This is a genomic window from Sphingobium mellinum (assembly GCF_037860795.1).
In the GTDB taxonomy this organism is placed as follows: domain Bacteria; phylum Pseudomonadota; class Alphaproteobacteria; order Sphingomonadales; family Sphingomonadaceae; genus Sphingobium; species Sphingobium mellinum.
Map to the genome: position 1 here is coordinate 708,758 of NZ_JBANRK010000001.1, position 11,555 is coordinate 720,312.

General features: G+C 63.7%; 14 protein-coding genes. 4 read left to right on the forward strand and 10 right to left on the reverse strand.

Translation table 11 applies throughout. The annotated features are described in order from the left end of the window. Positions 1-62 precede the first annotated feature (62 nt). Together thrS and infC are read left to right on the forward strand one after the other, a co-directional pair. Positions 63-2,045 carry a threonine--tRNA ligase gene (gene thrS, locus AAC640_RS03595; RefSeq protein ID WP_340264888.1) on the forward strand — a complete coding sequence of 661 codons (1,983 nt, stop codon included), beginning with the start codon at positions 63-65 and terminating at the stop codon, positions 2,043-2,045. A gap of 127 nt (positions 2,046-2,172) precedes the next feature. Continuing rightward, a complete protein-coding gene (gene infC / locus AAC640_RS03600) occupies positions 2,173-2,706 on the forward strand; it encodes a translation initiation factor IF-3 (RefSeq protein WP_340264698.1) in 534 nt (177 codons plus the stop codon). 134 nt (positions 2,707-2,840) lie between these two features. Here infC and AAC640_RS03605 read toward each other — a convergent pair whose 3' ends face one another. The 9 genes from AAC640_RS03605 to pabB all read right to left on the reverse strand — a co-directional run bounded on the left by AAC640_RS03605 (position 2,841) and on the right by pabB (position 9,232). Next, positions 2,841-3,209, reverse strand: a complete 369-nt coding sequence (locus AAC640_RS03605) for a hypothetical protein (RefSeq protein WP_422794952.1) — start codon at positions 3,207-3,209, stop codon at positions 2,841-2,843. A gap of 97 nt (positions 3,210-3,306) precedes the next feature. Further along, entirely contained in the window at positions 3,307-3,903 is a 597-nt protein-coding gene (locus AAC640_RS03610) for a hypothetical protein (RefSeq protein WP_340264700.1), read from the reverse strand. Positions 3,904-3,917: 14 nt separating this feature from the next. Then, a complete protein-coding gene (locus AAC640_RS03615) occupies positions 3,918-4,472 on the reverse strand; it encodes a demethoxyubiquinone hydroxylase family protein (RefSeq protein ID WP_340264701.1) in 555 nt (184 codons plus the stop codon). Further along, on the reverse strand, positions 4,469-4,954 hold the full coding sequence (locus AAC640_RS03620; RefSeq protein ID WP_340264702.1) for a disulfide bond formation protein B: 486 nt from the start codon (positions 4,952-4,954) through the stop codon (positions 4,469-4,471). The genes AAC640_RS03615 and AAC640_RS03620 overlap by 4 nt, the downstream gene beginning before the upstream one ends. A 59-nt stretch (positions 4,955-5,013) precedes the next feature. Further along, positions 5,014-5,685: a peptide-methionine (S)-S-oxide reductase MsrA gene (msrA, locus tag AAC640_RS03625; RefSeq protein ID WP_340264703.1), complete on the reverse strand. Its 672-nt coding sequence runs from the start codon at positions 5,683-5,685 to the stop codon at positions 5,014-5,016. Beyond that, positions 5,672-5,848, reverse strand: a complete 177-nt coding sequence (locus AAC640_RS03630; RefSeq protein WP_340264704.1) for a hypothetical protein — start codon at positions 5,846-5,848, stop codon at positions 5,672-5,674. Before AAC640_RS03630 ends, msrA begins: the two co-directional genes overlap by 14 nt. Before the next feature lie 215 nt (positions 5,849-6,063). After that, on the reverse strand, positions 6,064-7,266 hold the full coding sequence (locus AAC640_RS03635) for a pyridoxal phosphate-dependent aminotransferase (RefSeq protein ID WP_340264705.1): 1,203 nt from the start codon (positions 7,264-7,266) through the stop codon (positions 6,064-6,066). A gap of 129 nt (positions 7,267-7,395) precedes the next feature. Continuing rightward, positions 7,396-8,028 (reverse strand): aminotransferase class IV, encoded by a 633-nt coding sequence (locus tag AAC640_RS03640; protein WP_340264706.1) that lies wholly within the window; start codon positions 8,026-8,028, stop codon positions 7,396-7,398. Next, positions 8,015-9,232 carry an aminodeoxychorismate synthase component I gene (gene pabB / locus AAC640_RS03645; RefSeq protein ID WP_340264707.1) on the reverse strand — a complete coding sequence of 406 codons (1,218 nt, stop codon included), beginning with the start codon at positions 9,230-9,232 and terminating at the stop codon, positions 8,015-8,017. The genes AAC640_RS03640 and pabB overlap by 14 nt, the downstream gene beginning before the upstream one ends. Positions 9,233-9,437: 205 nt before the next feature. On the opposite strand from pabB, the gene AAC640_RS03650 reads away from it, so the two are divergent. Continuing rightward, on the forward strand, positions 9,438-10,124 hold the full coding sequence (locus tag AAC640_RS03650) for a phytanoyl-CoA dioxygenase family protein (RefSeq protein WP_340264708.1): 687 nt from the start codon (positions 9,438-9,440) through the stop codon (positions 10,122-10,124). 573 nt (positions 10,125-10,697) lie between these two features. Further along, positions 10,698-11,078, forward strand: coding sequence for a DUF983 domain-containing protein (locus AAC640_RS03655; RefSeq protein ID WP_340264709.1), 381 nt, complete (start codon positions 10,698-10,700; stop codon positions 11,076-11,078). A 36-nt stretch (positions 11,079-11,114) separates the two neighbouring features. On the opposite strand, the gene AAC640_RS03660 is transcribed toward AAC640_RS03655, so the two are convergent. Further along, positions 11,115-11,552, reverse strand: coding sequence for an acyl-CoA thioesterase (locus tag AAC640_RS03660; protein WP_340264710.1), 438 nt, complete (start codon positions 11,550-11,552; stop codon positions 11,115-11,117). Positions 11,553-11,555: the final 3 nt, after the last annotated feature.

Consider the following 11,555-nt stretch of genomic DNA (forward strand, 5'->3'; position numbering starts at 1 on the left):
GGGAAGGCGCGGCATTTTTCGCCGCCCTTTTCCATTTCACAGAAAGACCCTGCGTGTCCGCGATGCTCAAGATCACCCTGCCCGACGGTTCCGTGCGCGAAGTCGCGCCCGGCACTACCCCGGCGGATATCGCGGCGGCGATCGGGCCGGGTCTGGCCAAGGCCGCGATCGCCGCACGCGTCGATGGCGAGCTGCGCGACATCATGCGCCCGCTGGAGGCCGACGCGCAGCTGGCGCTGGTGACGAGCAAGGACGAGGTGGACGCCCTCGACCTGGCGCGCCACGACTTCGCGCATATCCTCGCCGAAGCGGTGCAGGCGCTGTTCCCGGGCACGCAGATCACCTTCGGTCCGTCGACCGACGATGGCTTCTATTATGATTTCGCGCCCAAGGATCGCCCCTTCACCGAGGAGGATCTGCCCGTGATCGAGGCAAAGATGCGGGACATCATTGCCGCGAACAAGCCGCTGCGGCGGGAGGTATGGAGCCGCGAGGACCTTATCGCCCGCTGGCGCGCCCAAGGCGAGACGTTCAAGGCCGAATGGGCCACTGAACTGCCCGAGGGCGAGGAACTGACCGTCTACTGGTCGGGCGAGGACTGGCTCGACATGTGCCGGGGGCCGCATCTCGCCTCGACCGGCCGGCTCGATCCCGCCGCGTTCAAGCTGACGCGCGTGTCGGGCGCCTATTGGCGCGGCGATCAGAAAAATGCGATGCTCTCGCGCATCTACGGCACGGGCTGGCTCAACAGGAAGCAGCTCGACGCGCATCTCCACAGGCTGGAGGAAGCGGGCAAGCGCGACCACCGCAAGCTGGGCGCGGAGATGGACCTGTTCCATCTGCAGCAGGAAGCGCACGGGTCGGTCTTCTGGCACCCAAAGGGCTATCTGATCTGGCGCGAGCTGGAAGCCTATATGCGCCGCGCGATCGACGCGACAGGCTATCGCGAGGTCAAGACCCCGCAGGTGATGGACGCGCGCCAGTGGGAGCAGTCCGGCCACTGGGGCAAATATCGCGAAAATATGTTCGTGATCCCCGACGAAGTCCCGAACGTCGAGGATGAAGGACCGCTCGTTTCGGACGACGCCGACTGGATGGCGCTCAAGCCCATGAACTGCCCGGCGCATGTCCTGATCTTCCGCCAGGGGATCAAGAGCTATCGCGACCTGCCGCTGCGTTTCTATGAAAATGGCTGCTGTCACCGCAACGAGCCGCATGGCGCGCTGCACGGGCTGATGCGCGTGCGCCAGTTCACTCAGGACGACGCGCATATCTTCTGCCGCGAGGACCAGATCGTCGAGGAGGTCCGCGCCTTCTGTGCGCTCGCCGACCGCATCTACAAGGATTTCGGCTTCACCTACTCGATCAAGCTGGCGCTGCGGCCGGACAAGCGCTTCGGCAGCGACGAGATGTGGGACAAGGCGGAAAACGAACTGCGGGACGCTGTCGCGGCGGCCGGCCTCAACACGCCCGACTATGGCTGGGAAGAACTGCCGGGCGAAGGCGCCTTCTATGCGCCCAAGCTGGAATGGCACCTGACCGACGCGATCGGGCGGACCTGGCAGGTCGGAACCATCCAGTCGGACCGCGTGCTGCCGGAGCGACTCGACGCGTCCTACGTGGGCGAGGATGGCGAACGGCACCGGCCGGTCATGCTCCACCGCGCGATCTTCGGTTCCTACGAGCGGTTCATCGGCATCCTGATCGAACATTATGCGGGCCGCTTCCCGCTCTGGCTCGCGCCGGTTCAGGCGGTGGTGGCCACCATCGTATCGGACGCCGACGACTATGCGCGGGCCGTGGTGGAGAAACTACGGGCGGCAGGCCTTCGCGCCGAAACCGACCTCCGCAACGAGAAGATCAACTACAAGGTTCGCGAACACAGCCTTGCGAAAGTCCCCAATCTGCTGGTGGTCGGCCGGCGCGAGGCCGACGAGGGCACGGTAGCGCTGCGCGAATTGGGCAAGGAGGGGCAAAGCGTCCTTTCTCTCGACGATGTCATCGCCCGTCTTGCAAAAGAGGCGCTCGCCCCCGATATGCGGTGAGGCAGCGATGCCACATGGGGCCGGTGATTCCGCAACTGCGGACTTGCCGCCCCTTTCGGCTTTGCGCTAAAGGGCCGCCAGAGCCATTTTTTGAATTGCTACAGGAGAAGCCACTATACGTCCCCCGATGATGCGCCGTCCCATGGCGCCGCCGCCGAAGTCCGGTCCCCGTTACAATGAGTTCATCACCGTGCCCAAGGTGCGCGTGATCGACGACGAAGGCGAAAATCTGGGCGTGATGTATACGCAGGAGGCTATAGAGCGCGCCTATGAGATCGGGCTGGACCTGGTCGAAGTGTCGCCCACCGCCGACCCGCCGGTCTGCAAATTCCTGGACATCGGCAAGTATAAGTACGAAGCCCAGAAAAAGGCGAATATCGCCCGCAAGACGCAGCGGACGCAGGAACTCAAAGAGATCAAGATGCGCCCCAACATCGACGATCATGATTATGATACGAAGATGAAGAAGGTGCATGACTTCATCGGCGAAGGCGACAAGGTGAAGATCACGCTGCGTTTCCGCGGCCGTGAACTCAGCCACCAGCAACTCGGCATGCAGCTGCTCCAGCGGGTGGCGGAAAATGTGGGCGAGATCGCGAAAGTCGAAGCCTATCCGCGCATGGAAGGCCGTCAGATGCTGATGGTCCTGGCGCCCAAATAAGCTTCGGCGATTTAGAAAAGCTGTCGGGCGGGGTCTGAATGCAGACCCCGCCCGTCGTGTTTTGAAGCCAGGTTCCGAAAGATGCGTGCGGCCTTTCCGGCCCTGCCAGCTCTATATGCCGCGATGTCAAACGGTCACGGCTGCCCCTTCGACTCCTGCATCCGCCGCTCCGCAAACCACTGCTCCAGCATCTTCGCGGTGCAACCGGTAAAGCCGTTGCTGCCAATCGTCGAACAACTGTTGGGCAGGTTCTGCCGCTGCACCTCTTCCATCGTCGCGACCTGGCTGCCCCAGCCGGGGCCACCCGATGGGGCAGGCTTTTCGCGGAGCTTTTTGGGAATGCGATAGCGTTCGGATTCGGGGCGGCGGGCACAGACGATGATCTCGTCGCCCTTTGCCTGGGGGCAAGGATCGTCGCCATAGACCATCAGATTGAAAATGACGCGCTTTTCGGGATCTGAGGCAGCAGGTGGCGCCGCCGCCGTACCCGAAGGCATCAGCATGAGGGCGGCAAGGCTAGCCAGAACGGGGATACGCATTCAAAATTCCTTGTCATCCCCCGCCCTGCCCCTTAAAGACGCTGCCCCGTCCGCGAAGCCGTCAGGGGCTGGGCGGCGTCGCTGATGGAGCCGCCATGGGCGTGCCCGTCGGTTGCGCGGATCCCTTGGCCTCCGCCTTTTCTTCGGCAACGGCCTGAGCCTCGATTGCGCGGCTGTCGGCGTCGATCGTCGAGAGGCGGCGACCGCGCTCGGCCGCGACCAGATCCTTCCAACTGGCATTGTCGGCAGCCTGCCGTTCCGCCTTGGCGACGCGGGCCAACTGGTTGAAGCAGCCGGTAAAGCCGCCAGGTCCCGTCGCCGAACAGCTTTCGGTGCCCGTGCGGCCGACATATTCCATCGACCGCACCCGTTCGCCCCACGCCTGGTTGCTGGGCTTGTTGGGATCGCCTCGGAGCGGCTCGGGGATGCGGAAGCGTTCTTCCTCGCCCTTGCGCGCGCATACGACGATGTCGCTGCCGGCGCTCTGCGGACAGGGATCATTACCATAGACGATCACCAGGTTGACCCTTTCCGAGCCGCTGGTGCCAGCCGCCGCAGTAGGAGCCTGGTCCCTTGGACCCGTTTGCGCCGGCTGTGCCGTGGCGGGAAGGGCTGTCGCAGCCGTCAGCAGGGCGGCGATCATCACTGTCTTCTTCATGTTCCCGTGTCTCCTCAGATCCGCTTCGACAGTGCGATCGCGGCGCGGCAGCCCAAACGAATGGCGCCCGACAGCAGCGGGTAGGCCGGAGCCTGTTCCGCCCCGTGCGCCAGCGCGGTGTCGCGATGCTCCAGCTCCTCCGCCTGAAAATCCGCGATGGTCGCCGCGAGTTCCGGATCCTCATCCCCCAGTTCGCGCAACTGTTCGGCATAATGCCGGTCGATCTCGGTTTCGATCGCGGCCGTACAGGCCATGGCGGCGCGCGGACCGATCGCCGCCGTCACCGCACCGAGCGCGAAGCCCGCGACATTCCAAAGCGGTTGCAGGGCGGTGGGACGCACGCCCCGCTCCAGGATCATCCGGTCAAAGACCTTGCGGTGCGCGTCCTCCTGCGCAGCCATGCCGGCGATCACGCGCGCGTCCGGGTGACGATCGCCCAGTACGGCCAGTTGCCCCGCATAGATGCGTGTGGCACCGAACTCGCCCGCCTGGTCGACCCTGAGCATGGAGGCGCGCTGGTCGGCGGTGACCCGCCTGCCGGGCCGGGGAAAATCGCGGGACGCGCTCATGCCTCTTTCCTTCCCTTGAGCAGCAGGACCAAGATGGCGAGCGCGCTCGCCCCCGACAAGAGCCCGTTATAGCCAGCCAGAGAGATGCCGAACAGGCTCCAGGGCGCGACGTCGCAACGGGTGATCGGGGTGGCCATGATCTGGTTCAGGATGTCGGCCGAACTGCCGCCGGTGGGGCTGGTCGAACAGGCGGTCAGCCCCTGCCACCAGCCATATTCAACCCCGGCATGGAACAGGCCGATCGCCCCGCTGACGCCGATGGCAAGGCCCGCAAACCCCGCAAACAGCGCACTGATGCAAGGGCGGCGCGCCGTTGCATAGGCGACCAGCGCGAGCGGGATGGCCGCGATGTGGGGATAACGTTGCCACCAGCACATTTCGCAGGGGTGCAGCCCGCCCACATATTGCGAGGCATAGGCGCCCCCCAGCAGCAGCACGGGGACGGCAAGCGCGAGAAGACGGGCGAGAGAAAGGCTCTTCATGGCTCTCCGCTTAAACGCCCCCGCGCCTTTCGTCATGCTGAACTTGTGCCCGCGGGGGATCAGGCCGCGGGCCTGGCGCTGTAATATTGAGGGAACATCGCCTTGAACGCAGCCAGCTTGGGCGCATCCCAACGCTGGATATAGGGGTGGCGCGGGTTTCGGGTGAGGAAATCCTGGTGATAGGCGTCGGCGGACTGGAAGCCGGTGAAGGGTTCGACGCGGGTGACAATGGAGCCGCGCCACAGACCCGCCTGGCCGAGCTGCGCCAGATAGGCGCGGGCGGCCTTGTCCTGCCCCGCATCCAGCGGGAACAGCGCGCTGCGATATTGGGTGCCGTGATCGGGCCCCTGATAGTTGAGCGTGGTGGGATCGGTGATTACCGAAAAGAAGATGCGCAGCAGCGTGCCGTAGCTGACCTGGCGCGGATCATAGGTGACGCGCACGGCTTCGGCATAGCCGGTGTCCCCCTCGCTGACCCGCTCATAATTGACCTTCATGCGGGGCGGGCCACCGGCAAAGCCTGACGTCACTGAGCGGACGCCCTTCACATGGGAGAAGACGCCGTCAACGCCCCAGAAGCAGCCGCCCGCGAAAACGGCGGTGTTGAGCTTGCCGGAGGGGGGGGCGTCGACGGAGGCTTCGGGGGCGAGGACGGCGCGTTCCGCGCGCAGGGGTGAGGCGACGGCAAGCGCCGCCAGGACAGCAAGGGCTATGCCGTCAGAGCGTCGCATGATCGGGGAAAGCCGGCGCGACCGGCGCGGAGCCGGTCGACGCCATGGCGGGGCTGACCAGGGCCGGCGGTTCGCTGGGCTGCAACGCGAACATGGCGATCGCGCCAACGACGAAGCCGCCGAGGAAGCGCAGAAAGAGGTCGGACTTGAGGAATGCCGTCATGGCCTGTTTCCTTTGGGGCCGATTCCATGAAGGAATTGGCGAATAGAAGAATGCTGCTGAGCCGGAGCTGAACGCCGGGCGTCCTGATAGGTTTTAGTTCGAAACCGGATATATAATGCCAGGCTCCATCCGCAAGACGGCGCGGCGGAAATTTTCCGTTTCCAAAAATGTGATGATGCAAGGAAGCGCGACGCACTTCCCTGCATCAACGCGTCTTATTTCAGGGCGGCGCAGGCTTCCTGGATGCGGGTGCAGGCCTTGGCCAGCACCTCTTCCGAGGTCGCATAGCTGATGCGGAAGGCCGGCGAGAGGCCAAAGGCGGCGCCGTGAACGGCGGCGACCTTCGCTTCGTCGAGGAAATAGCCGATCAGCGCCTCGTCACTGTCGATCCGCTGCCCCTTGGGTGTCGTTTTGCCGATCACCCCGCTGGCGTCGGGATAGACGTAGAAGGCGCCTTCGGGCACCGGGCAGTCGAGGCCTGGCGCATCGTTCAGCATCGACACGACCATGTCGCGGCGCTTCTTGAAGGCGGCGTTGCGCTCTTCCAGAAAGTCCTGGTCGCCGGTAAGCGCGGCAACGGCGGCCGCCTGGCTGATCGAGCAGGGGTTGGAGGTCGACTGCGACTGCAACTTGCCCATCGCCTTGATGATCCATTCGGGCCCGCCGGCGAAACCGATGCGCCAGCCGGTCATCGAGAAAGCCTTGGAGCAGCCATTCACGGTCAGGGTGCGATCATATAGGTCCGGGCAGACCTGCGCGATGGTGGCGAAGGGCGTCGGCGCGTACCAGACATGTTCATACATGTCGTCGGTCATCACCAGCACCTGCGGGTGGCGCAGCAGCACTTCGCCCAGCGCCTTGAGCTCAGCCGCCGAATAGGCCGCGCCCGAAGGATTGGAAGGCGAATTGAGGATGATCCACTTGGTGCGCGGCGTGATCGCGGCGTCCAGCTGCGCCGGGGTGATCTTGTAGCCCTGCCGCGCCGGCCCCTCGATGAACACGGGGGTGCCGCCCGCGAAGTTCACGATGTCGGGATAGCTAACCCAGTAGGGCGCGGGGATGATGACTTCGTCACCCGCGTCGACGGTCGCGACCAGCGCGTTGAACAGCGTGTGCTTGCCGCCCGAGTTCACGCTGATCTGGCTGCGCTTGTAGACCAGCCCGTTGTCGCGGTTGAACTTGAAGGCGACCGCGTCCTTGAGTTCGGCCGTGCCGTCGACATCGGTGTAACGCGTGAGGTTCTTGCGGATCGCAGCGATGCCGGCTTCCTTGACGAAATCGGGGGTGTCGAAGTCCGGCTCACCGGCCGACAGGCCAATCACGTCCACGCCTTCGGCTTTGAGGGCATTCACACGCGCGCTCATCGCCAGGGTGGCGGAGGGCTGGATGCGGCCAAGGGCGGCGGAAGTCTGGCTCATCGTGACACTCTTTCTGATGGTAGCTTCGAGTCCGCGACGCGCGCGGACGCGAGGCTCCTTAGAGCGCTACGGCAACAGGGGCAACCGCCAGTTGGAGGGCTGCGGCCCCCTCCGGGGCAGAACGGCAGATTATCGCCTGAGCGGGGCCAGCGTGGCCGCCACCATGCCGCGCGCCGCATTGCCGATGAAAAAACCCTTTTCCAGATCATGGGGCCGCAGGTCGCCCTCGACCGCCTCGCCCATTTCGATCAGGCTGCGCCGCAGCACGCCCGGCAACAGGCCGCGTGACAGGGGCGGCGTCACCAGCTTGTCACCGCGCTCGACGAAGATGGAGGAGAAGCAGCCTTCGGTCAGATAGCCCTGATCGTCGGTCATCAGCACCTCATAGGTGCCGCCCCGTTTGAGCGCGTCGCGATAGAGCGTCCGGTCGGTGGTCTTGTGCAGGAGGCGCAGGTCGTCCGCCCGGGAACGGCGCGGGACGATCGCGACCTGCATGATCGCCTGCGGCCAGGTGCGATGTTCGCGCACCTCGATCGCCACCGATCCGCGCCGCGACACCAGCAGCCGCAACCGGCTGCGATCGCGCAGGCGAAAGGTCGCGGCCTGCAGTTCGTTGCGCGCATCATGGCGGTCGAAGAGAAAATCCAGTGCGCTCGCGCTGGCCTTGAGCCGTTCGAGATGCATTTCCAGCAGCCTGACCCCGTCGACCGGGTCGAAAGCCATGGTTTCGAGAAGATCGAACCGTCCGTCAGCCAATGACATCGAAACTATTCAAGCCCCCTTGACCCATCCCGTCCGCCGTGAGGAAACGTCCCTTGGCCAGGCATTCGGCCCATTCCGATGCGGCGTCGGAATCGGCGACGATGGCGGACCCCAGGCCCAGGCGCCCCTCTTGCCTGCCTTCTTCAACCCAAATGGTGCGAATGGCAACATTGAAGGCGGCGTCGCCATTGGGATCGATCCATCCCATGGTGCCGGTATAGATGTCGCGCGGAAAGGCTTCGACCGCGTCGATGATCTCCATCGCCCGGATCTTGGGGGCGCCGGTCACCGATCCGCAGGGGAAGAGCACCCGCAAGATGTCGACCGGCCCCAGCCCGGGCAACAGCCGCGCGCGCACGGTCGACACCATCTGGTGAACCGTCGGATAGGTTTCGACATGGAACAGGTCGGGCACCGTCACCGATCCCGCCCGCGACACGCGCGACAGGTCATTGCGCAACAGGTCGACGATCATCAGATTTTCCGCGCGCTGCTTGACGTCCTGTTCAAGCTCGCGCGCAATCTCGGCGTCGCGCGCCGGGTCGGCGGACCGTGGCGCCGTCCCCTTCATCGGCCGGGTGGTCATCTGGCCCCGCACGCTGGTGAAGAAGAGTTCGGGCGAAAAGGACAGGATATTGTGCACGTCGGTGCGAATGACGCCGCCATAGCCGGCGCGCTGGCGCGGACGAATGGCGCCATAAAGCGCCAGCAGATCGCCGGTAAAGCGCACCGAATTGGGAAAGGTGAGATTGACCTGATAGATGTCGCCCGCCTTGATGAAGTCCTGCACCCGGTCGAAGGCGGCGCGATAGGCCGCTTCGTCGACCAGCGGTTCAGGCGGCCGGATGGTGACGCGCTCCGGATGGGCAAGCAGGCCGGGCATGGCGGCCGGGTCGATCAGCCTGTGCCCTTCGAACAGGCCGAACCAGAGCAGCGGCATGGCCGGCGTGCGGCCGGCATGGCGGGCGGCGAGCGGCCGCAGCCTGTCCTCCAGCGCCAGCCCGGCCTCATAGCTCATATAGCCGGCGGCATGCAGGCCCGCTTCGGTCGCTTCGGCGATCCGGTCGAGCGCGGGCTGCACCTCTTCCTGCCTGTGCGCCGCGATGATGGCGATCGGGTCGCGATACAGGCGGGAGGGCGCCGGATTGCGCGCGCGCGCGTCGTCGAACAGGGCAAAGGCTTCGGAAGGACCCGGCAGGCGCATGGCCGCCGTCTTAACAGGCTTTGCCCGCAGCGGAAGGGGCGGGTTGGCGGAGGCCGGTTATCCGGTGTTGGTCGCAGCGTTGGCGAAGAGCGGCGACGGCGTGATTTCGTGACCGCTTGCGACCATTTGTTGCTGTTTGGACCGCTGAGAAGCCCATCCGAAACCAGACATTGCCCCTGAACGGCGCAACGCATTACATGGCCCGATGAACCAAGCTGCCCCCATCGACCAAATGAACTTCGGCAAACACGGTGCTCGGCATATCCCTTCTGCTGTGTTGCCATTGCTAGCAGATATAAGCGCAGCGTTACGTGAACTTCCGTCCGAGCAGGCTGGTGTTCGTATCCATGGTATCGAAGCCCTGCGGCCCATATTAGGCTTTGAGGGAGCAATAGGCGCTCTCGCGGCAAAATACCTTGGACAGCAATGTCGCCCCGTCAGGGCGATCTTATTTGATAAAACCGCTACCACGAACTGGTCGCTGGGATGGCATCAAGATCGCACGATCTGCGTGAATCGACGGATTGATGTCGAGGGTTATGGGCCTTGGACGACTAAAGGTGGCATGCAGCATGTTGCGCCACCGTTTGAACTACTGGCCCGTATGATAACGCTTCGTGTGCATCTGGACGATGTGCCCGCCGGGAATTCTCCACTGTTGATTGCTCCCGGCTCCCATGTCGTCGGGCGTGTGCCGATAGATGAATATGATGATGTAGTGGCCCGATGCGGGATTTACGCCTGCCTCGCCAAGGCTGGCGACGTTTGGGTATATGCGACACCCATTCTTCATGCATCTGAAGCAGCAACCGTCTCAGGCCATCGTCGTGTCTTGCAGATTGATTATTCAGCAGATGAACTTACCGGCGGGTTGGAATGGTTGGGCGTGTGATAGCCAGTTTCGGCCATTTCTGGGCGTTCACAGTTTACAATTGGTGCTTGGATAGCGGGCATAGTCAATAAGGTAACCTTCATTGCCAAACGCGACCCGTATGATCGGTTGCCCCGCAGAGAATATTACTCTGTAAAAACGATCGTCTGAATTTCGAAAAACATATCGACCGCCATCTACGTCTGCTGAGATTGGCGCGCGCACGATCATTCCCACCTTTCGAACTTCATATCGAAAGGAAACGGCTTTTTTTGTAGAATCTGATATCAGGCCTCGTGGACCAAGCGCAAAAGTGGGTGCGGATGGTGACATATAGCACCCGAATATCGGTGATGGGTCTTGCGCTTCCGGCTCTTGAAATTTTGAGCAGCCGAGAAGCAGCAAAAATAGTAGTGTAGGATGCCCACTTTTCATCATCCGAAACTATCGCGATCAGAATGTGCGTCAATGTCCGCTATGCCGGTTAATCTACCAAATAGCCGACAGTCCCCTAACCACCCCATCTCCGACATTGCGTGGTCCCGGATACGCGTCGTGGTTGCGTCGTCCGTCTGTTCACCATAGTGACGGGTCATGAGCCAAACGCCCCCTCCCTTGCCCAGGCCCTGGCGCCCTGCCCTCGCGCTGGCGTTGCGGGGGCGTTGCCCGGCTTGTGGGGAAGGGCGGATGTTCGCGCGCTTTTTGAAGCCCAGCCCCGCCTGCGCCCACTGCGGTGAGCGTTGGGACCTGTCGCGGGCGGATGATTTCCCCGCCTATATCGTCATATTGCTGCTGGGGCACATTCTGGTGCCGCTGATGATCGAGGTGAATCGCGCGCTTGCCATACCGCTGGGGGTGCAGGCGGCGCTGTGGCCCGGCCTGGCGCTGGTGCTGGCGCTGGTGATGATCCAGCCGGCAAAGGGGGCGGTCATCGCCTTTCAGTGGGCGCGGCGGATGGACGGCTTCGCGTCATAGGCTTTGCCGCCCGGGCAGAACCCGGGCGCACGAAGATCAGGCGGGCTGCCTGAGGAAGTTGTGTTCCATCGCCTCGCGCAGCGTTTCGTCGATCAGGCGACGGCCTTCCGCGCCGTGGGTCACGACGGTCGTGTCGCAGGTCGCGACGCACAGGCCCTTCTGAAAAGCGGCGGAGCTGACCGTCCAGCTGGTGCGGCCGACATGGCCGATGCCGCAATGCACTTCGAACGGATAGGGAAAATGCGCTTCCTCGACGAAGTTGAGGTTCACATTCGCCACCAGCCAGCGCACGCCCTGTTCCTGCGGATGGCGGCCGAGATGATGGTGAAAGCGGATGCGCGCGGTTTCGAAGATGCCGGAGATTGCCACATTGTTGATGTGGCCCATCGTGTCGAGATCCTGGAACCGCGTATCGATGCTGGTGATAAAGCTGTAGGCTTCCGGGCTGAGGCGCCAGGCTTCGGGTTTGGCCATTTC